Annotated in this window: 12 protein-coding genes; 8 read left to right on the top strand and 4 right to left on the bottom strand. The window is 70.1% G+C overall.

The annotated features are described in order from the left end of the window. Positions 1–327: 327 nt before the first annotated feature. Positions 328–3,612, top strand: coding sequence for an isoleucine--tRNA ligase (locus tag J1C47_RS09540; RefSeq protein WP_207350529.1), 3,285 nt, complete (start codon positions 328–330; stop codon positions 3,610–3,612). A gap of 400 nt (positions 3,613–4,012) precedes the next feature. Beyond that, complete coding sequence (locus J1C47_RS09535) at positions 4,013–4,696, top strand: hypothetical protein (protein WP_207350528.1); 684 nt, start codon at positions 4,013–4,015, stop codon at positions 4,694–4,696. 34 nt (positions 4,697–4,730) lie between these two features. On the opposite strand, the gene J1C47_RS09530 is transcribed toward J1C47_RS09535, so the two are convergent. After that, positions 4,731–5,177: a nucleoside deaminase gene (locus J1C47_RS09530; RefSeq protein WP_207350527.1), complete on the bottom strand. Its 447-nt coding sequence runs from the start codon at positions 5,175–5,177 to the stop codon at positions 4,731–4,733. A 221-nt stretch (positions 5,178–5,398) separates the two neighbouring features. Here J1C47_RS09530 and J1C47_RS23705 point away from each other — a divergent pair, with 221 nt between their 5' ends. The 5 genes from J1C47_RS23705 (at position 5,399) to J1C47_RS09505 (ending at position 12,221) form a co-directional block, all read left to right on the top strand. After that, the gene (locus tag J1C47_RS23705; protein WP_245396472.1) at positions 5,399–7,654 is read left to right on the top strand and encodes a pseudouridine synthase; all 2,256 of its coding nucleotides are present in this window, start codon (positions 5,399–5,401) and stop codon (positions 7,652–7,654) included. Positions 7,655–7,657: 3 nt separating this feature from the next. After that, entirely contained in the window at positions 7,658–8,230 is a 573-nt protein-coding gene (gene rsmD, locus J1C47_RS09520; protein ID WP_207350526.1) for a 16S rRNA (guanine(966)-N(2))-methyltransferase RsmD, read from the top strand. Between the two features lie 186 nt (positions 8,231–8,416). Next, positions 8,417–9,955 carry a M16 family metallopeptidase gene (locus J1C47_RS09515; RefSeq protein WP_207350525.1) on the top strand — a complete coding sequence of 513 codons (1,539 nt, stop codon included), beginning with the start codon at positions 8,417–8,419 and terminating at the stop codon, positions 9,953–9,955. Positions 9,956–9,996: 41 nt separating this feature from the next. Beyond that, positions 9,997–11,328: a M16 family metallopeptidase gene (locus tag J1C47_RS09510; protein ID WP_207350524.1), complete on the top strand. Its 1,332-nt coding sequence runs from the start codon at positions 9,997–9,999 to the stop codon at positions 11,326–11,328. An 11-nt stretch (positions 11,329–11,339) separates the two neighbouring features. Then, positions 11,340–12,221 (top strand): patatin-like phospholipase family protein, encoded by an 882-nt coding sequence (locus tag J1C47_RS09505; RefSeq protein WP_245396471.1) that lies wholly within the window; start codon positions 11,340–11,342, stop codon positions 12,219–12,221. Between the two features lie 25 nt (positions 12,222–12,246). Here the strand turns inward: J1C47_RS09505 and J1C47_RS09500 are convergent, their stop codons facing one another. Together J1C47_RS09500 and J1C47_RS09495 are read right to left on the bottom strand one after the other, a co-directional pair. Continuing rightward, the gene (locus J1C47_RS09500; RefSeq protein WP_207350523.1) at positions 12,247–13,683 is read right to left on the bottom strand and encodes an MFS transporter; all 1,437 of its coding nucleotides are present in this window, start codon (positions 13,681–13,683) and stop codon (positions 12,247–12,249) included. Between the two features lie 245 nt (positions 13,684–13,928). After that, positions 13,929–15,149, bottom strand: coding sequence for a hypothetical protein (locus tag J1C47_RS09495; protein ID WP_207350522.1), 1,221 nt, complete (start codon positions 15,147–15,149; stop codon positions 13,929–13,931). Between the two features lie 468 nt (positions 15,150–15,617). On the opposite strand from J1C47_RS09495, the gene J1C47_RS23995 reads away from it, so the two are divergent. Then, positions 15,618–15,749 carry a hypothetical protein gene (locus tag J1C47_RS23995; RefSeq protein ID WP_281065499.1) on the top strand — a complete coding sequence of 44 codons (132 nt, stop codon included), beginning with the start codon at positions 15,618–15,620 and terminating at the stop codon, positions 15,747–15,749. Positions 15,750–15,916: 167 nt separating this feature from the next. Here J1C47_RS23995 and J1C47_RS09490 read toward each other — a convergent pair whose 3' ends face one another. Beyond that, positions 15,917–20,833 carry an NAD-glutamate dehydrogenase gene (locus J1C47_RS09490; protein WP_207350521.1) on the bottom strand — a complete coding sequence of 1,639 codons (4,917 nt, stop codon included), beginning with the start codon at positions 20,831–20,833 and terminating at the stop codon, positions 15,917–15,919. Between the last annotated feature and the right edge of the window lie 49 nt (positions 20,834–20,882).

The raw sequence follows: 20,882 nt of genomic DNA, 5'->3' as shown, positions 1-20,882 counted from the left end.
GCCTTTCCGGGCCGGCGACGGAAGCGCCGGGGACCGGAAGAAGGATAGATGCGGCTTTCGCTGCGGCAATGAGCGATTCGAGTTGCCGGACACCGCACCCTGCCGGCGCTGCGCCGATTCTCGTTCTTCCCTTCGTTCCGCCGAGTTGCTAAAGCCAGCGCCCATGTCGGGAACGCGCGCACGCCACGCCATTTTGCGAATTAGCCGCCCGGCCTTCTGACCGGCTCGCTGCGAGCCGTCGAAGGGCCGGGACGCTTTGCCTTCTCGCACCCGACGCGGATTTCCTGCGCCGCCTTCCTCTCTGCGGCGAACGACACGGTACCCCAGATGACCGACAAGACGACCGACACCGGACTTTCCGACGCTGCCTCCGCCGGCACGGTGGACTACGCCAAGACGCTGTTCCTGCCAGAGACCGAATTCCCAATGCGCGCCGGCCTTCCCAAGGCCGAGCCGGAATGGCTCGACAAGTGGAACGGCATGGATCTCTACGGCAAGCTGCGGCAGGCCTCCGCGGGACGGCCGAAATACGTCCTCCACGACGGGCCGCCCTATGCCAACGGCAATCTCCACATCGGCCACGCGCTGAACAAGATCCTCAAGGACGTCATCAACCGCTCCTTCCAGATGCGCGGCTACGACGCCAACTATGTGCCCGGCTGGGACTGCCACGGCCTGCCGATCGAGTGGAAGATCGAGGAGGAGAACTACCGCTCCAAGGGACGTCAGAAGCCGGACCTCAGCGATGCCGCGGCGATGATCGAGTTCCGCAAGGAATGCCGCGCCTATGCCGAACACTGGGTGGACGTCCAGGCCGGCGAGTTCCGCCGCCTCGGCGTCGAGGGCGACTTCAAGGATCCCTACCTCACCATGGCCTACGGTGCGGAGGCGGTGATCGCCGGCGAGCTCTTGAAGTTCGCCATGTCCGGCCAGCTCTATCGCGGCTCCAAGCCGGTGATGTGGTCGGTGGTGGAAAAGACCGCACTCGCCGAGGCCGAGGTCGAGTATCACGACCACGAGTCGGATACGGTGTGGGTGAAGTTTCCGGTTCGCGGCGAAGGCACGCTGGCGGGCGCCTCGGTGGTCATCTGGACGACGACGCCCTGGACCATCCCCGGCAACCGCGCCATCGCCTTTTCCGATCGCATCGCCTACGGCCTTTACGAGGTGACCGCGCCGGACGACGCCGAGAATCCGCGCTGGGCGAAAGAGGGCGAGCGCTACGTCCTCGCCGACGCGCTGGCCGCCGACGTTTTCGCCAAGGCGCGCCTGCCGGAAGGCGGCTGGCATAAGGTCGCCGATGTCCCTGCCGCCGATCTCCGCGGCCTCGTCGTCGATCACCCTCTCAAGGCGTGGCGCCCGATCTCCCCCCTTGCGGGGGAGATGTCGGCGCAGCCGACAGAGGGGGGTAGGGGCGGTGCCGAGGCACCCCCCTCTGCCCTGCCGGGCATCTCCCCCTCAAGGGGGGAGATCGGCGCGTCATCGTCCGTGCCTTATGCCTTCCCCGTCCCGCTCATCGCCGGCGATCACGTCACCGACGATGCCGGCACGGGCTTCGTCCACACCGCGCCCGGCCACGGCCGCGAGGACTTCGACGCCTGGATGGAGATGCGCCGCGATCTCGAACGGCGCGGCATCGACACGGCCATCCCCTTCACCGTCGACGACGACGGCTTCTATACCAAGGACGCGCCCGGCTTCGGGCCGGATGCGCCCGAGGGGCCGGCGCGCGTCATCGACGACAAGGGCAAGAAGGGCGATGCCAACAAGAGGGTCATCGACGCGCTGATTGCCGCCGGCAATCTTCTGGCCCGCGGCCGGCTGAAGCATTCCTATCCGCATAGCTGGCGCTCCAAGAAGCCGGTGATCTTCCGCAACACGCCGCAGTGGTTCGTGCATATGGACCGGGATCTCGGCGGGTACGGGCTGGAGGGCGCGGCGCCGATCTCCCCCCTTGCGGGGGAGATGTCGGCGAAGCCGACAGAGGGGGGCGCCTCGGCGCAACCTTCTGGCGGATCGGCGCTTGGCGCACCCCCCTCTGCCCTGCCGGGCATCTCCCCCACAAGGGGGGAGATCGGCTCTCCATCGACCGAAGATACCCTGCGTCATCGCGCGCTTGCCGCCATCGACGAGACCCGCTTCGTCCCGGCGTCGGGCCAGAACCGGCTGCGCGGCATGATCGCCGAGCGGCCGGACTGGGTTTTGTCCCGCCAACGGGCCTGGGGCGTGCCGATCTGCGTCTTCGCCGACGCGGATGGCAACGTCCTGAAGGACGAGGCGGTGAACGAGCGCATCCTCAAGGCATTCGCGGAGGAGGGCGCCGATGCGTGGTTCGCCGAGGGCGCCAAGGAGCGCTTCCTCGGCAACGGCCATGACGGCGAGAAGTGGGCCATGGTCCGCGACATCCTCGACGTCTGGTTCGATTCCGGCTCGACCCACGCCTTCTGCCTGGAAAAGCGTCCGGATCTGAAATGGCCGGCGGACCTCTACCTCGAAGGCTCCGACCAGCATCGCGGCTGGTTCCACTCCTCGCTCCTGGAAAGCTGCGGGACGCGCGGCCGCGCGCCCTACGACGCCGTCCTCACCCATGGCTTCGTCATGGACGAGGAGGGCCGCAAGATGTCGAAGTCGCTCGGCAACGTCGTCACCCCGCAGGAGGTGATCAAGCAGTCCGGCGCCGACATCCTGAGGCTCTGGGTGGTCTCGTCCGACTATTCCGAGGATCTGAGACTCGGCAAGACGATCCTCCAGACAAACGTCGATTCCTACCGCAAGCTCAGGAACACCATCCGCTGGATGCTCGGCACGCTCGCCCACGACACCGGCGACGAGGTGGCTCACGCCGACATGCCCGAGCTGGAACGGCTGATGCTGCACCGGATCGCCGAGCTCGATGAGGTGGTGACCAGGGGCTACGACGCCTTCGACTTCAAGCGCATCTCCCGCGCCCTGCTCGATTTCGTCGTCGTCGAGCTCTCGGCCTTCTATTTCGACGTCCGCAAGGACGCGCTCTATTGCGACCCGATCTCCTCGGTAAAGCGCAAGGCGGCGCTGCAGGTGGTGCGCACCCTGTTCGACCATCTGGTCACCTGGCTCGCGCCGATGCTGCCCTTCACCATGGAGGAAGCCTGGCTGTCGCGGCATCCGGAGGCGGTGTCGGTGCATCTCGAGCAGTTCCGCGAGGTCGATCCCGCCTGGCGCGACGAGGCGCTCGCCGCCCGCTGGCAGGCGGTGCGGCGGGTGCGCCGCGTCGTCATGGGCGCGCTGGAGGAAAAGCGCCGCGACAAGGTGATCGGCTCCTCGCTCGAGGCCTGGCCGACGGTCCACGTCGCCGACGCCGAGACCCGCGCGCTGGTCGCAGCCGCCGACTTCGCCGAGATCTGCATCACGTCTGGGATCGAGATCTCCGGCGAGGCCGCGCCGGAGGGCGCCTTCACCCTCGCCGACGTTCCGGGCGTCGCCGTCGTCTTCGCCAAGGCCGAAGGGGCGAAATGCGCCAGGTCGTGGAAGATCACCGGCGACGTCGGTGCCGATCCCGAGTTCCCGGACGTTTCCGCCCGCGACGCCAAGGCGCTGCGCGAGCTGAAGGCCGCCGGGCGCCTCGCCGCCTGAGGCTGCCTGAGGCTGCCGCGCGGGGGGTGCAGGCGATCGTGGCCGGGCATCGCGCTGGGCCCGGCGAAGAGCCGGGCCGCCGGCCGGCGAATTTGCCGTGGTTTCGCAACCATGCGCCCGGAATTTGCCGGATTCCCGTGCGATGCGGACGAAGCTTGCGGAATCGGACTTGGCCTTCGGCGAAGTTCCGCCTATGCAAAAATCCGGCTGGGCTCGTTCGAAGGGGGAACGGGGCCGGCCACGCGGCGCAGGGCGTTCTCGTCCGTGCGCTCCGCCGAATGAGGGCGGCGAGGCTCCGATGAGGGGGCCGGCCCGTCCGTTGATCTCGGCGGAATCGAGGGGTTCCAAGCGGCACCGCCGGAAGACGGCCCTGCCGCCCGCATGAGGGGGACGTATCGCCATGATGCCGATTACCGCCCGGAGGGGCGTCGCCGCAGCCGTTCTCCTGTCCGGGTGCCTGTCGCTCGGCGGCTGCCTCGGCCCGACCTACGGCACCGGCAAGTCGCAGGGCGAGACGCTGTTCGACGATCTCAACAACTTCGTTTCGCTCGGCGATACCGAGGGCAAGCAGAAGATCGCCTACACGCCACGCCCCGAACTGGTGAAGCCGGAGAACACCGCCGTGTTGCCGCAGCCGCAGGTGGCGCGCAACACGACGGGCGACCCGAGCTGGCCGGAATCGCCGGAGGAGCGCTCGGCGCGCATCCAGGCCGCCGCCTATCAGGGCGACGGGCCGCTGCCGGCCGAATTCGCCACCAAGAACAAGGAAGGCGTCACGCGGGAATATCTCGACCGCACCAGCGGCGGCACCTACAATTTCCGCAAGAACGGCAGGGACGCCGGCGTGCTTCCGCCTGACCAGATGGAAAGCCGCAGCGAGCTGATCAAGAAGCGCATCGCCGAGCAGAAGCAGGGCAGCCCGACGCAGCGCAAATATCTGAGCGAGCCGCCGCTGAAATATCGCGAGCCCGCCGCCTCTGCCCCGGTCGGCGATCCGGGCGAGGACGAGGAGGCCAAGCAGCGTCGCCTGCGCGGCAATGGCGGGGGCTTCCTCGACAAGCTCGGCAACCTCCTGCCCTTCTGACCGTCCTTCCGCCGAGGCCGGGAGCCGTCCGGCCTCATCGCCTTCGGGCGAAGAAGGTGCGCAGCAGCGCGGCGCTCGCCGTCGCCGCGATCCCCGAATAGACCTCCGGCGCGTGGTGGCAGGTCGGCTGGGCGAAAAAGCGCGGCCCGTTCTCCACCGCGCCGCCCTTTTCGTCGGCTGCGCCGTAATAGAGCCGGCGGATCCGCGCGAACGAGATCGCCGCCGCACACATCGCGCAGGGCTCCAGCGTGACGTAGAGGTCGCAGGCGCCGAGGCGCTGGCTGCCGAGCGCCGCACAGGCGATGCGGATCGCCACGATCTCGGCATGGGCCGTCGGGTCCGACCGGGCGATCGTCTCGTTGCCGGCGGCGGCGACGACCGCGTCCCCGCAGGCGACCACCGCGCCGACCGGCACCTCGCCGCGCGCCGCCGCACCTTCGGCCTCCTGCAGAGCGAGATCCATGAAATTGCGGCGCGGCATGTGATGTCGCTCTTACCCGATGGTCGAGGCCTTGCTATAGCACCCGGCAGCGACGGCGAAAGCCGCGAAGGGTCCGGATCTTCGTCGCGGCATCGTGCGGGGCGCGGCACTTCTCGCGGCGGCGCGAAGCTCCCGGCAGGGACCGGACAAGCGAATTTCTGGGAAGACGCAGCGTCCGGGCAAAGCACCCGTCGACGCCGCGAAGCAGTGAAAGCCTGACGATGAGCGATGACGAGAAGACCGGCGAGGGGCCCGGCCAGAAGAAGGGCGGCTCGCGCCCGCGCGGCGGACCGCGCCGGGAAAGCGGCGAGCGTCCTGCGAAGGGGCGGGCGCCCCGCCGCCAGGACTCCGGCGGTGCCGGCAAGCCGCGGCGCGAACGCGGCGAGGGCGCGGCGGACGGCTCCGGCTTCAAGCAGCGGCGGGGCCCGCGCGGGGCGGCTGCCTCGAACGGTGCCGGCGACAGGCGCGGCCGCGAGCGCTCCGGCGACGGCGAGCGCCAGGAGCGGCGCCCGTTTCGTCCGCGCGGCGAGGAAGGTCAGGGCGTTCAGGGCGGCGAGGATCGGGGCGAGCGGCCGTTCCGCAGCCGCGGCGCCGGCAAGCCCTTCAGCCCGAAGAGCCGGGGTATGCACTCCCATGCCGGGGCATCCGGCGACGACCGGGGCGGCAGGCCGCGGAGCTACGGCCGCCGCAGCCACGACGCCGACGGCACCGGCGAAGGCGAGACGGGCCGTCGGGCCCGTCCGCTGGCGAGCGACAGAGCCGGGGACAGGCGAGGCGACGATCCCGCCGCAAAGCCGCAGCGCGACCGCTTCCCGGCGCGCGACGGCAAGCGCCGGCCGGCCGCCGGCGGTCGCGACGATACCCGCCGGCCGCGCCGCGACGGGGCACAGCGTTCCGAAGGCGGCGAACATGCCGGGCGGGCCGGTCGCGACGGCAAGGCCGCCGGCCGCGGCGGACGCGATGCCGGCGAGGGCCGGCGCGCCGAGGCGCGGCCGCCGCGCGGCCGCGGCGACGCTTCCGCGCCCCGCAAGCCGCGCGCGGAGACGGCGGCGCTCGATGCCGCCGGCGAGGCGCAGCTCACCATGCGCATCGCCCGCCGGCTCGCCCGGGCGGGCGTCGCCTCGCGCCGCGACGCCGAGGCGATGATCGCCGAGGGCCGCGTCGCGGTGAACGGCGCGGTGCTCGAAAGCCCGGCCCTCGACGTCGGCCCGAAGGACCGGATCACCGTCGACGGCGAGGCGCTGCCGCAGATCGAGCGCACCCGGCTGTGGCTCTTCCACAAGCCGGCCGGTCTCGTCACCACCAACCGCGACCCGGAAGGTCGGCCGACCGTCTTCGAGAAGCTCCCGGCCGAGATGCCGCGGGTGCTGTCGATCGGCCGCCTCGACATTAACACCGAGGGGCTGCTGCTCCTCACCAATGACGGCGGTCTCGCCCGCACGCTGGAACTGCCGGCGACCGGCTGGCTGCGGCGCTACCGGGTGCGCGCCCATGGCGAGGTCGACCAGGCGCGGCTCGACGAGCTCCGGGAGGGCATCGCCATCGAGGGTGTCTTCTACGGCGCGATCGAGGCGAGCCTCGACCGGGTCCAGGGCTCCAACGTCTGGCTCACCCTCGGCCTGCGCGAAGGCAAGAACCGCGAGGTCAAGCGCGTCCTCGGCCATCTCGGCCTCGAGGTGAACCGCCTGATCCGGCTATCCTACGGGCCGTTCCAGCTTGCCGACCTGCCCGAGGGCGCGGTGCGCGAGATCCACGGCAAGACCCTGCGCGACCAGCTCGGGCCCCGCCTGATCGAGGAGGCCGGCGCCGATTTCGACGCGCCGATCCTCAATCCGTTCTCCAACCGGCCGGTCGAGGCGGAGAAGGCGCCGCGCGGCGCCGGCGCGGACGCAAAGAAGAAGCCGCGTTCTGAGACCCAGCCGAACCGCAAGCGCCAGCGCGAGGAAAAGCGCGAGGAGGCGCTGGAGCGGCTCGACACCCGTCCGGACCGGCAGGAACGCGGCGGCGGCGAGAAGCGCGGAAGCGGGGCAGGGCGCGGCGAGCGGCCCGGCCGTTCGCCCGGTGTTGAGCGCGGCGGCCGCGGCAAGGCCCGCGACGCCGGCGAGGGCCTGCGCCCGCGCGGCACGGGCGATGCGTCAAAGCCGTGGAAGCCGCGCCGCGCCAGCGATCGCGACGACATGGTTCGCGGCGGCGAGGCGCCCCGCGGTCCCGGCAAGCGCGGCGACCGGCGCTTTTCCGAGGCGGAGGCCGCGCCGCAGAGGCCCGCCGGTGCTGGCCGGCGGCTCTCCAACGTCTGGATCGCTCCCGGCGGACGGCCCGTCGGGCCGAAGAAGGCGGAAGCCGCCGCCGAGGCGGAACGGCCGGCCAAGGCGCGGGCGCTCGATCCGACGCAGCGCATGGGCAAGCGGCGCGGCCCGGGAAAGCCGAAGGGCGGAGCGGACAAGACGTCCGGCCCGAAGCGGCCGAAGAAGGGCTGACCGGTGCGCATCGTCGCCGGCGAATTCCGCGGCCGCAGGCTCGCCGAGCCGAAGAGCGACCGCATCCGCCCGACCACCGACCGCAACCGCGAGACGCTGTTCAACATCCTCGCCCACCGGCCGGACGTGGATGTGGTCGGCGCCCGCGTCCTCGACCTCTTCTCCGGCACCGGCGCGCTCGGCCTCGAAGCCCTGTCGCGCGGCGCCCGCTTCTGCCTGTTCGTCGAGGAGGATGCCGAGGCGCGGGGGCTGATCCGGGCCAACATGGAGGCCTTCGGCCTGAACGGCCGGGCGAAGATCTTCCGCCGCGACGCGACGCGGCTCGGCGTTCCGGGCACCATGGAGCCCTTCGACCTCCTCCTTGCCGACCCGCCCTATGGAAAGAGGCTCGGCGAGGCGGCGCTGGCTTCGGCCCTCGAAGGCGGCTGGCTGAAGGAGGGCGCGCTTGCGGTGGTCGAGGAGGCGGCGGAGGCGGCCTTCGAGCTTCCGGACGGCTTCGAACTCGTCGACGAGCGGTCGATGGGCATGACCACCTTGAGGTTCCTCACGGCGAGCCGGTCGCAGCGTCTCCCATAAACTCGCCATGCTGCCGCGTCAGAACGAAGCATCGCGACGCGAACGATCGGCGCGCGGGCGCCGCGCCGGGCCGTGCTTCGCCGGCGCGAAGCCGCGATCTGACGAAAGCGTAAGTGGTCACGCCGCCCCGGCTGCGGCATAGTCCCGGCCGGAAAACCATTCGAGGAAACGAGGACAACCAACAAGATGACCAAGGCGATGCGGGCCCTTTCGGCCACCGCCCTCGCGGGCGCTCTCGCTTTCGTTCCGCTGGCAGGCGCCTTTGCCGACGGCGCCACGAAGACCGAAAAAGCCAGCGAGGCGAAAACCGAGGCACCGGCCACCGTCAAGTCGGACGAGGTTGCCGGCACGCCCGCCGACCACAAGCCGGTCGAGGAGCGGATCACCGAATTTTCCCTCGACAACGGCATGCAGGTCGTCGTGCTGCCGGACCACCGCGCGCCGGTGGTCACCCAGATGGTCTACTACCACGTCGGCGCCGCCGACGAGGCGCCGGGCGAGAGCGGCATCGCGCATTTCCTCGAACATCTGATGTTCAAGGGCACCAAGACCCATCCCGAGGGCGAGTTCTCCCGCGCGGTCGCCGACATCGGCGGCCAGGAGAACGCCTTCACCACCGACGACTACACCGGCTACTACCAGCAGGTTCCGTCCTCGGCTCTGGAAATGGTGATGGGCTACGAGGCCGACCGCATGGCCAACCTCGTCCTCACCGACGCGGTGGTCAAGCCGGAGCGCGACGTCATCCTCGAAGAGCGGCGCATGCGCATCGACAACGATCCGGGCGCCCAGCTGCAGGAGGCGGTGCAGGCGGCGCTGTTCCAGAACAGCCCCTACGGCATTCCGGTGATCGGCTGGCGCCGGGAGATGGAAGAGCTCTCGCGCGCCGATGCGATCGCCTTCTACGACAAGTACTACACCCCCAACAACGCGACGCTCCTCGTCGCCGGCGACGTGACCGCCGACGAGGTGAGGAAGCTGGCGCAATCGACCTATGGCAAGGTCGCGCGCCGTGCCGATCCGGGCACCCGCGAGCGGGCGCTCGAGCCCGAGCCGCTCGCCGCCCGCATCGTGACGCTCACCGACGCGAAGGTGACCCAGCCCTCGATGCAGAGGGTCTATCTGGTCCCCGGCGAGACCATCGCCGAGCCGGGCGAGGCCGAGGCACTCGACGTCCTGTCGGACATCCTCGGCGGCGGCACCACCTCGCGGCTCTATCGCTCGCTCGTCGTCGAAAAGGGCATCGCCGCCGGCACCGGCGCCTTCTATTCCGGCACCGCGCTGAAGGAGGGCCAGTTCGGCGTCTACGGCATGCCGCGCGGCGAGGCGACGCTCGCCGACGTCGAGACGGCGATCGACGCCGCCATCGCCGACATCCGGAAGAACGGCGTCACCGAGGCCGAGCTCGACCGCGCGAAGAACCGCGTCAGGAAGAACATGATCTATCTGCGCGACAGCCAGACGGCGATGGCGCGGCGCGTCGGCGCGGCGCTGTCGACCGGCCGCAGCCTGAAGGACGTCGAGACCTGGCCGGAGCGCATCGAGGCGGTCACCGTCGCGGACGTCGATGCCGTGGCGAAGAAGTATCTGCGGCCGGAGCGCTCGGTCACCGGCTATCTGAAGCCCGAGGCCCCGCTCGCCGCCGCCTCCGGCAGCGGCGAGACGAAGCCCGCCGCCGACGCCGAGAGCGACGCGCCGGCAGCCGCCGCCCCGTCGCGCTCGTGACGCTCCCCGTTTCGAATTTTCGAAAGTCCGCAAGCTCCGCCATGACCATCAAAGCCGTCTCCGCCTCGCTCAAGGGGCTTCTCGCCGCCGCGTCGTTCGGTCTCCTCGCCTTCGCCCCGGTGCCCGCCGCCGCGGTCGACATCCAGGAGGTGACGAGCCCCGGCGGCATCAAGGCCCTTCTCGTCGAGGACCATTCCAACCCGCTGATCGCCGTCAACTTCGCCTTCAAGGGCGGCGGCTCGACCCAGGATCCGGCCGGCAAGGAGGGCCTCGCCAACCTTCTGACCGGCCTCCTCGACGAGGGCGCCGGCGACATCAAGAGCGCCGACTTCCAGGAGAAGCTCGACGATCTCGGTGTCTCGATGAGCTTCGAGACCGGGCTCGACAACTTCACCGGCTCGTTCCGCACGATCACCGACTTCGAGGACGACGCCTTCGACCTGCTCGCCCTCGCCCTGACCAAGCCGCGCTTCGACGAGGAGCCGGTGAACCGCATCCGCGGCCAGATCGTCACCGGCATCATCGCCGACCGCAACGATCCCGGCGAGATCGCCTCCAAGGCCTTCCGCGAGACCGTCTTCGCCGGTCATCCCTATTCGCGGCCGAAGGAGGGAACGCCCGAAACCCTGGCGACGGTGACCGCCGCCGACCTCGAAAGCTTCCGCTCGAAGGTCTTCGCCAAGGACGACCTCGTCGTCGGCGTCGTCGGCGACATCACCCCGGACCAGCTGAAGCAGCGGCTCGACCAGGTGTTCGGCGGGCTGGCGGACAAGGCGCAGCTGACGACGGTGCCGATGGCGACGCCGGTCATGGGCAAGGACGTCTCGGTCGATCTCGCCGTGCCGCAGACGCAGATCCGTGTCGCGACGCCCGGCGTCCTGCGCTCCGACGACGATTTCTTCGCGGCCTATCTGATGAACCACGTGCTCGGGGGCGGCTCCTTCACCTCGCGGCTCTATGACGAGATCCGGGAAAAGCGCGGCCTCGCCTATGGCGCGACGTCCTTTCTCGCGACCTACGACCATGCGGGGCTTCTCGGCATCGCCACCGCGACCCGGGCCGACGCCGCGCCCCAGACCGTCGACATCATCCGCAAGGAGATCGAGCGCATGGCGAGCGAAGGGCCGACGTCCGAGGAACTCGACAAGGCCAAGGCCTATGTGAAGGGCTCCTATGCCGTGCGCAATCTCGACTCCTCGCTCGCCGTCGCCCAGACCCTCGTCGGCATCCAGCTCGACGATCTCGGCACCGACTACATCGACCGCCGCCAGGCGATCATCGACGCGGTGACGCTCGACGACGTCAAGGCCGCGGCGAAGAAGCTCCTCGACGCCCGGCCGACCGTCGTCACGGTCGGTCAGGCGGCCTCCTGAGGCGGCGGCCGTTGCGGATCGGCATCGCCCTCGGTGGCGGCGGCGCGCGCGGCCTTGCCCACATCCACGTGCTCGAGGCGCTCGACGACCTCGGGCTGAAGCCGGTGCGCGTCACCGGCTCTTCCATCGGGGCGGTCATCGGCGCCGGCTATGCGAGCGGCATGCCGGCGCGCGACATCCGCGCCTACATGCTCGACTGCTTCACCTCGCCGCGCATCGTCATCGGCCGGCTGTGGCAGACGCGGCCGGTCTCGCTGCAGGAATTCCTCGCCGACGGCGGCTTCCGCATCGGCCAGCTCAATGCGCGCCGGGTGATCATGGCCTTCATGCCGCCGGACGTGCCTCTGACCTTCGAGGAGCTGGCGATCCCGCTCGGCGTCATGGCGACGGATTTCTACGCCCGGGCCGAATGCGAGCTCGACAGCGGCGAGTTGCGCAGCGCCATCGCCGCCTCGGCGGCGATCCCGGCGATCTTCCGTCCGGTGCGGCGCGACGGCCGGCTGCTCGTCGACGGCGGCATCTACAATCCGCTGCCCTTCGACCGGCTGAAGGACGTCGCCGACGTCACCATCGCCGTCGACGTGAACGGCGGCCCGGAGGGCGACAAGGGCCGGGTGCCGACGCCGGTGCAGGCGATGATCGGCGCCTCGCAGCTCACCATGCAGTCGATCATCGACGCCAAGCTGATCGTCTCGCCGCCGAGCCTGCTGTTCCGCCCGCCGGTCTCGGCCTATGGCGTCCTCGACTTTCTGCGTTCCAGAGAGATCCTGACGGCGACGGAGGGCCTGCGGGAGGAGGCCAAGCGCGCCATCTCCCGGCATCTCGAGCACCGGCTGAAGGGGGGCGGCGAGGCGCTTGCGCGCCTCAGCGCCGCGGCGGCCGCCTCGGCGTGACGCCTCGGTCTCGTCGCGAGCGGCCTCAGCCGGCGGCGCGCCGTAAGAGGCGGGCCTCCGGCGGCCCCGGCGTCCTTGCGACAAGCAGGAGGCCGGCGACGAAGAAGACGACGAGGCTCGCCATGCCGACCCGCGAGGCTGCGACCGGCGAAAGGCTCAATGCCGCCAGCGCCGTTGCCGCGCTCACCGTCGCCGGGGCGAGGAACGAGGTCGCCCGGCCGATGAAGGCGTAAAAGCCGAAATAGCGGCCCGCCTCCTCGGCGCTGACGGACTTCGCCATCCAGGATCGCGACGAGGCCTGGATCGGCCCGAAGGCGAGGCCGATGAGCAGCCCGAAGACGATGTAGCTCTTCTCGGCCCCGCTGGCGAAGAGGCCGCCGCCGTCCGCTGCCGGCGCAAATTGCAGGAGGCCGAAGAGGCTCGACTGTGGGCTCGTAGAGACGATGCCGACGGTGGCGGCGCTGAGGCAGAGGATCGCCGCCACCACCACCGCCTTGGAGCCGAGCCTCGCATCGAGGACGCCGGCGGCGAAGCAGCCGAAGATGGCGGTGACGTTGAGGATGATGCCGAACAGGCCGCTCTCGGTGATCGACCAGCCGAACATGCCGGCGGCGAAGGCGCCGCCGAGGACGACGAGGGCATTGACGCCGTCCTGGTAGATCATCCGGGCAATCAGGAAGCCGAAGAGTGCCCGCCGCCCGCGGATTTCGCGCAGCGTCGCGGCGAGGTCGCCGAGGCCCTGGCGGATCGCCGCCGACACAGGCTCGCCCTTCGGCCGGTCCGGCGTCAGGAAGAACATCGGCAGGATGAAGACGAGGTACCAGAGGGCGGCGAGCGGCGCCGTGGCGCGGGCGCCCTCGCCGGTGGCCGGGTCGAGCCCGAAGGCGGGAACGAGGCCGAGGATCGTCAGCCCCGTCTCCTTCGATCCGGCGAGGAAGGCGAGCGCCGCGCCGAGGAAGACGATGCCGCCGACATAGCCGAGGCCCCATGCGACGTTGGAGATCCGGCCGATCTCCTCGTTCTTCAAAAGCCGCGGGATCATCGCGTCGTTGAAGACGATCGAGAACTCCGCCGCGACGGTCGCAAGGACGACGAGGAGCGCGGCGAGCGCGATGGAGGAACCGGGGGCGGCGAACCACATGAGCGACAAAGAGACGATCTTGATCGCCGCAAATCCCGCGAGCCAGGGCTTTCGCGGGCCCGCCCGGTCGGCGACGGCGCCGAGGAAGGGCGAACCGAAGGCGACGAGAACGCCGGCGAGCGTCGCCGCGAGGCTCCACCAGGTCTGGCCGGTGGCGGGGTCGGGCGCAAGCGTCGAGACGAAATACGGTCCGAAGACGAAGGTGATGACGACGGTGAAGAACGGCTGCGCGGCGAAGTCGAAGGCCATCCAGCCCCAGACGCCGGGCCGGCGCAGCGCGGATCCGCCCCGGCGCGGCGCGTCCGTCTCAGCCTCGGCCATCTCGCGTCCCCTCCAGGAAGAGCCCCCGGCGGACGAATAGGCAGGGAGCGGCCGGCGGGCAATCCCGATTTTCACGACCCGTTTCTCACGGCCCTGTTTTCGCGATCCTCTTCGGTCCGATCTTCCGACCGGGTAGCGGGAACGCGGAAAGGCCGCGAAACGGCGGGGAAACGGCGGCGGGCGTCGGCAGGACCTTATCCCCTATGCTGCCGCGGTCCTTGCCGACCGCGGGCCCGGGGCGGCTGTCATTTCGCCGTTGAACGCGGCATCAGCGTGAAGACGACCCTTTCGGCGGTCTTCCTGGCGAGGGTCTGCAGCGTCCCGGCGACGAAGTGCCGGACACAGATATCCAGCGCCTCCCTGCCGTTGGTGTCGGCGGCGCAGCCGGTGAAGGACACGCCGGACGCCTCGAACGTGCCGTCCGCGACGAATTCCTTCGTCTTGACGTCGTAGAGTTTGAAGGCGATCGCCGCCTCGAGCTGCAGGAGGCCGGTGAACTGATCGGCCGAGGCTCCGGCGGTCGGCACCTGGACGAGGAGATAGTCGGCCCGCCCTTCGAGCGTCGCCGCGGCGGCCGCGATGTCCGCCTCGCTGGTCTTTGCGTCGTCGCCGACCCGCGCGAAGCGATCGGCAAGCGCGCCGTCGGCCGCGACGATCGTGATCTTCGGGAAGCTCGCCGCAAGCCCGGCGGCGACCCTACGCATGCCGTCCAGCACCGCGTCTTCGTAATAGATCGCGCGCAGCGCCGCTTTCGGCTTGCCGTCGACGGCGACGACGACGACCGGGCCGGTGGCGAGCGACGGGCAGGTGGCCGCCGCGACGATCTCTGCCGGCAGGTCGCCGAGGAGCGTCGGATAGTGCGATGCGAGCGCTGCCTCGAAACAGGCTGCGGCGGCTTTCCTGTCGGCTTCGGATGCCTTCTCGGAGAGGCCTGCCGGATCGCATTCGCCGCCGTCGAGATCCTGGGAAAAGCTCGAACCCTGCGCGAGCATGCGTCCGCTTTCGCCGTCGAAAAGGCCGTAGCGGAGCTCCGCCGCGATCTTGGCAAGGCCGGTATACCCGTCGGCATAGCCCGTCCCGGCGAGAGAATGGGCGAGAAGCAGCCCGCCGTCCGGCTCCCCGGCGGCGAGGGCGGACAGATCCGCCTCGCGCGGACTTCCGGCCTCGCGCAGTTTTTCGGCGAGATCGCCCGATGCCTCGCTTACCGTCACCTTGGGCGGCACGCCGCCCGGGCAGCCGCCGCCGCCACCCCCGGCCGCCGCGCGCAGCGCGCTGGTCATCGCTTCTGCGACGTCGGGCGCGAGGTTGCCCGGATTTCCCGTCGGCACCTGCGCCGTGCGGAGGGTGAGGCCGGCCTCCTCGGCAGCGCGAACCGGCACCGTTCCGACCATCAGGAATTGCAGGGCGGCCGCGGCCGTCAGAATTGTCGCGAAGGCGGTCGGGGTCGACCATCCGGCATGAGGCATCGATCGTCCTTCCACATTCCCTTGCGGAAAGAACAGTATATGCGTCTAGACCTGCGTCGCAAGCCTCGCCACTGCCGCGCGGACGGCGCTTGGCGCGGTCCCCTCTGAGACGAGATCCGCTCGATCAGAGCGGGGCTCGTATCGAGCCCGCGCGGCGAATGAGGGTCTTTGTTTCCGGCATCACGACGTGATCTGCCGGAAACCGTGTGACGCGGCATGCGGAGGGCCCGCCTTCGGCCACGTGCCGGCGCAACAGCTTGAAAAGCGCGCTCGTCGGCAGGCAGACGGAACGGCCCGGCCTGCGCGTCGAGACTTTGCAAGGCTTGGTCAAGATGCGGTTCCGGGACGACGGGCAGGGGATCGACGAAGATGCCCGTGTCGATTCGGGCCGCGGAGCAAGAATCTCCGCGTCTTTCTTCGCGCGCCGTGCTACCGCCGCTCATCGCAACCTCATGAAGGGTCGGTGCAATGGCCAAGGGTCAGATGCGCAGCAACAAGGAAGTCCGCAAGCCGAAGGCCGACAAGAAGGCGAAGGGCGCCGCGCCCGCGCCGACGCCTGGCAAGTTCGCCGCGCCCCAGTCGGGCGACAAGAAGAAGTGACCATCTCGCCGGCGCCGTCGATCGGCGCCGGCCCAAGAATATCCGTTTTGATCAGGCGGGATGAAATGAGCTTCGCTCATCCTCCCGCTCCATCTTCCTGTTTCCGCATGATCTCTTCCGAAGACCGGTTCCCGCTTCTCGGGATCATGCTTATGGCCCGGCCGCCGTCAGACCTGCGTCGCGAGGTCTGACAGCAGACCCGCCGCCACGGTGAGCCGGGCGACGGAGGTCTCGCCGCTGCCGGCGAGCGCCACCAGCTGCGCGCGCACCCGGTCGACGGTCGCGGCCCGCTCCTGCACCCAGGCCTCGGCGCTCTCGCCGCTCTTCAGCGTCGCCGTCGTCAGCTGCCGCCGGGCGCGGGCGATCTGGCTGCCCGCCCGCTGCAGGGCGAGGGTCTCGAAATAGTCGCTGGAATCGTAGCGGAACAGCGCCGCCTCGAGCCGGCCGATCTCGAACAGCCGGGTGATCTCGAAATAGCTCTGGACCGTCGCGTCGAGCGGCCGCCCGGTCTCGCGGGCGACGGCGGCGATGTCCGGGATGAGCGCGACGAGCGGCAGCATGGCGATGTCTTCGGCAAGGTCGCCCGGCACGCCGTGGCGCGTCCAGCCGCCGGCCCGCTCCTCGGCCTCCGCCCTGGCGGCCTCCGAGGCGATCTCCCGCAGCCGGCCCTTCAGCTGGCCGAGCGCGTCGCGGGTCTCGACGGCGACGCTGGTCAGACCCGAGCCGAACGGTTCGTTGAGGACGTACCAGAGCGTCAGCCGGCGCAGGAAGGTGCCGATCTCGCGATAGAGCCCGTTCTGGACCTCGCCGGAAAGCGTGCCGTCGAGCCCGTCGACCCGCTCGTAGAGGTCGCGGATGTCGAAGCCGTCCTTGGCGGCGACGAAACCTTCGACAACCGAGGCGGCCGAACTGCCGGTCGATTCCTTGACGGTGGTGACGAAGGTCGGTCCGGTCCGGTTGACGATCTCGTTGGCGAGCACCGTCGCGATGATCTCACGGGCGAGCCGGTGGCCCTTGATGTCGCGGGTGAAGTCGCGGCGCATCGGGCCCGGGAAATAGTCGTGCAGCCGGTCCTCGAGATAGGGATCGTCCGGCAGGCGGCTCGCGACGATCTCGTTGAACAGCGTGATCTTGGCATAGGCGAGGAGGACGCCGATCTCGGGGCGGGTGAGGCCCTGGCCGGTGCTCCTGAGATCGGCGATCGTCGCCTCCGAGGGCAGGTTCTCCACCCCCCGGTCGAGCAGGGCGGCGGCTTCGAGCACGCTCATGAAGCGCGCCTGCAGCGACAGGGCGGAGACCCCCTCGCGCTTTTCCAGCGAGATCGCCAGCGTCTGTTCGTAGTTGTTTTCGAGAACCAGCTCGGCGACTTCCGGCGTCATGGCGGAAAGCAGCGCATTGCGGTCGTCGCGGGTCAGGCGCCCCTCGGCCATCGCGCCGTTGAGCGCGATCTTAATGTTCACCTCGACGTCGGAGGTGTTGACGCCGGCCGAGTTGTCGATGGCATCGGAATTGATCCGCCCGCCGGACCGGGCGAACTCGATGCGGCCCTTCTGGGTCACCGCGAGATTGGCGCCTTCGCCGACGACCTTCGCCCGCAGCTCGGCTGCCGTGACGCGCAGGGCGTCGTTGGAGCGGTCGCCGACGTCGACGTTGCTCTCGCTGGAGGCGCGGACATAGGTGCCGATGCCGCCGAACCAGAGCAGGTCGACAGGCGCCTTCAGGATGGCGGTGACGATCTCGGTCGGCGTTCCCTCGTTGCGGTCGAAGCCGATCGCCCGCGCCGCCTCGTCGGACAGGTGGATCACCTTCTCGCGCCGCGAGAACACGCCGCCGCCATGCGAGATCTTCGCCCGCTCGTAGTCCTGCCAGGAGGAGCGGGGCTTGTCGAACAGCCGCTTCCGCTCTTGGAACGAGGCCTCGGGGTCGGGGTCTGGATCGATGAAGATGTCGCGGTGGTCGAAGGCGGCGACGAGGCGGGTCTTCTTCGACAGGAGCATGCCGTTGCCGAAGACGTCGCCGGACATGTCGCCGCATCCGGCGACGGTGAAGGGCTCGTTCTGGATGTCCCAGGCGCCGTCGGCGCCGTTCTCCCGCGAGATCTCGCGGAAATGCCGCTTCACCGCCTCCCAGGCGCCGCGGGCGGTGATGCCCATGGCCTTGTGGTCGTAGCCGGCGGAGCCGCCGGAGGCGAAGGCGTCGTCGAGCCAGAAGTCCTTGGACTGGGCGATGGCGTTGGCGGTGTCGGAGAAGGTCGCCGTGCCCTTGTCGGCTGCGACGACGAAATAGGGGTCCTCGCCGTCGTGGCGGCGGACGCGCGGCGGCGTCCTGACCGCGTCGCCGACGATGTTGTCGGTGATCGAAAGCAGCGAGGCGATGAACACGACATAGGCCGAGCGGCCGGCGGCGAACCACTGGTCGCGCTGGCCGGCATCCGGCAGCCGTTTCGGATAGAAGCCGCCCTTCGCCCCCACCGGCACGATGACGGCGTTCTTCACCTGCTGGGCCTTGACGAGGCCGAGCACCTCGGTGCGGAAGTCCTGGGCCCGGTCCGACCATCTGAGGCCGCCGCGCGCAACCGGCCCGAATCTGAGGTGGACGCCCTCGACGCGGGCGTCGAAGACGAAGATCTCGCGGAACGGCACCGGGGCGGGCAGCCCCTCGACGGCGCCGGAATCGAACTTGAAGGCGAGCGCCGGCTCGACGCGGCCCGGCTCGGAATCCGGCACCGCCGAAATCCCGTCGACGGCGAAATAGTTGGTCCTCAGCGTCGAGAGGATCGCGTTGAGGAAGCGGCGGACGATCCGGTCGTCGTCGATCGAATCGACGACGTCGAGAGCGTCGAGGATCTCGCCATAGACGTCGGCGCAGCCGCGCAGCACCGCCCGCCGGTGCTGGCGGTCCTCCGCCTTCTCGCTCATCAGCGAGGCGTCGTCGCCGTCGCTGCCGGATCTTTCGGGATCGAAGGCGGTTTCGAACAGCCGCCAGAGCATCGCGCTGATCGCCGCGTGGCGCACCAGGGCGCTGGCGACGTAGTCCGGCGAATAGGAGAGGTTCGCCTGGCGCAGGTAGCGGGAATAGGCCCTGAGGACGTTGGCCTTGCGGAAGTCGAGGCCGGCCTCGAGCACCAGCGCGTTGAAGCCGTCGTTCTCGATGCGGCCGCGCCAGACCGCGCCGAACACGTCTTCGAGCGCCTTGCCGCCGTCATCGAGGGGGATCGTTCGGCCGCCGGTCGCCCGGACGAGGTCCATGTCGTGGAGGTGCACCGGATCGCCGTCCGGCCGCACCAGCCGGAAGGTGCGTTCCGAGACGACGCCGAAGCCCATGTTTTCGAGGATCGGCACCCGCGTCGACAACGCCACCGCCCGGCCGAGATGGTAGATCTTCAGCCGCACCGTGTCGGTGGAATCGCCGTCGCGGCGGTAGAAGTCGACGAATAGCGGCTCCTCGTCGGTGAGGTGCTCGATCACCGCGACGTCGGTGACGGCCTCGGCCGGCGCGACGCTGTCGCGGTAGCTGCCGGGCAGGCCGCTGGCGAAGCGCTGGTGGTGGCTCGGCGCTCCCGACCGGCCGAGCGCGGCGACGAACTCGTCCTCCCAGTTCTTCGCCATCTCGGCGATGCGCGCCTCCAGCCGCTCGACGTCGACCTCCGGCGTCGGGTCGCCGGCCCGCCCGATGATGATGTGGACGCGCGCCAGCAGCCCCTCGGGAAAGGCCGGGTAGTATGCCGAGACGTGGCCGTCATAGGTCTCGGCGAGGAGGTGGCCGATGCGCTCCCGGAGCCGCGAATCGTAGCGGTCGCGCGGCACGTAGACGATGATCGAGGCGAAGCGGTCGAACTTGTCGACCCGCGGCAGCACCCGCACCCGCGGCCGTTCGCCGAGCTCGACGACGGTCGCGGCGAAGCGTTCGAGCAGCTCGGGCTCGATCTGGAAGACCTCGTCGCGCGGATAGGATTCGAGCGCGTTGAGGAGCGCCTTGCCGGAATGCGACTCCGGCCGGAGGCCAGAGGCGTCGATGACGGTCTGCGCCTTCAGCCGGACATAGGGGATGGTCAGGATCGAGCGGGTGTAGGCGGTCGAGGTGAACAGGCCGACGATCCGCAGTTCCCCGGTCAGCCGCCCTTCTTCGTCGTACTGCTTGACGCCGACATAGTCCATGTAGGCCCTGCGGTGGACGAGCGAGCGGGCGTTCGCCTTGGTGACGATCAGCGGCGCCGGGGCCTTCAGGAAGGCGCGGATCTCGGGCGTCGTCAGCATCGGCCGGCCCGGCCGGCCGAGAATGCGGATGTCGGGGTCGGAGAGGATGCCGAGCGCTTCGTTCTGGCGCCGCTCCAGCACCTCGCCGTCGCGTTCGCCGTGATAGTCGTAGTCGCAGGTGCCGAGGAAGATGAAGTTGTCGTCGCGCAGCCATGCGAGAAGGCGCGCCGCCTCCGCGACCCCGGCCCGCTCGCTCTCGGAGAGCCTGCCCGCCCGCGCCTCCAGCGCCTCGACGGCGCGGCTGACGCGCTCGCGCATCGCCGAAAAGTCGCGGTTGGCGTTGCCGACCTGGGCGAGGATCCGCTCCAGCGCCTCCGACAGGCCCGAGCCGGGCTCGCCCCCGGCCATCGGGTCGACGGCGAACTGGATGAGGCTGGTGCGGCGGGTCCCCGGCCGCGTCGCCTCGCCGGGCTGCGAGGCGGAGAAATTGGCGAGGCTGCCGTCGGCGGCGTGTTCGACGTCGATGATCGGATGCGAGATGTAGTGGATCTCGTTCGCCCGCTCGGCGATCTCGGCGGTCAGCGAATCGAACAGGAAGGCCATGTCGTCGGAGACCACGGTGACGAGTTCCTGCGGCTCGCCGTTGCGGCGGAAGGCCTCCGGCCGGTCGATCCAGACCAGCGGCCGGCCCTTGCGGTGCGCGGCGAGGGCCTCGGCCCCGGCCCTCGCCGCGGCGGCGAGCGCCTCCGGCGCAAAGGCCTTGAGGTCCTCGGCGGGCGGCCGGGCGAGGATGAGCGGCGCGAGCTTCGCGCCGGCGCTCTCGCTGCCGAGTTCCGCCGTGACCGCCTCGACCAGCGCGGCCTTCTTACCTGTCGCGTCGTTCTGCATGACCTCTCCCTCCTCGCGCGCCCCGGTTTGTGGCAGCAATGATAGGGGA

Source organism: Jiella sonneratiae (assembly GCF_017353515.1).
GTDB classification, from domain to species: domain Bacteria; phylum Pseudomonadota; class Alphaproteobacteria; order Rhizobiales; family Rhizobiaceae; genus Jiella; species Jiella sonneratiae.
Note: the sequence above shows the minus strand (reverse complement) of the source record. Positions and strands in the feature narration are given on the sequence as shown.

Bases quoted from the DNA above. Each gene is read 5' to 3' on its own strand.
- J1C47_RS09540 (WP_207350529.1), top strand. From the start codon at position 328: ATGACCGACAAGACGACCGACACCGGACTTTCCGACGCTGCCTCCGCC.
- J1C47_RS09535 (WP_207350528.1), top strand. From the start codon at position 4,013: ATGATGCCGATTACCGCCCGGAGGGGCGTCGCCGCAGCCGTTCTCCTG.
- J1C47_RS09530 (WP_207350527.1), bottom strand. From the start codon at position 5,177: ATGCCGCGCCGCAATTTCATGGATCTCGCTCTGCAGGAGGCCGAAGGT.
- J1C47_RS23705 (WP_245396472.1), top strand. From the start codon at position 5,399: ATGAGCGATGACGAGAAGACCGGCGAGGGGCCCGGCCAGAAGAAGGGC.
- J1C47_RS09515 (WP_207350525.1), top strand. From the start codon at position 8,417: ATGACCAAGGCGATGCGGGCCCTTTCGGCCACCGCCCTCGCGGGCGCT.
- J1C47_RS09510 (WP_207350524.1), top strand. From the start codon at position 9,997: ATGACCATCAAAGCCGTCTCCGCCTCGCTCAAGGGGCTTCTCGCCGCC.
- J1C47_RS09500 (WP_207350523.1), bottom strand. From the start codon at position 13,683: ATGGCCGAGGCTGAGACGGACGCGCCGCGCCGGGGCGGATCCGCGCTG.
- J1C47_RS09495 (WP_207350522.1), bottom strand. From the start codon at position 15,149: ATGCCTCATGCCGGATGGTCGACCCCGACCGCCTTCGCGACAATTCTG.
- J1C47_RS23995 (WP_281065499.1), top strand. From the start codon at position 15,618: ATGGCCAAGGGTCAGATGCGCAGCAACAAGGAAGTCCGCAAGCCGAAG.
- J1C47_RS09490 (WP_207350521.1), bottom strand. From the start codon at position 20,833: ATGCAGAACGACGCGACAGGTAAGAAGGCCGCGCTGGTCGAGGCGGTC.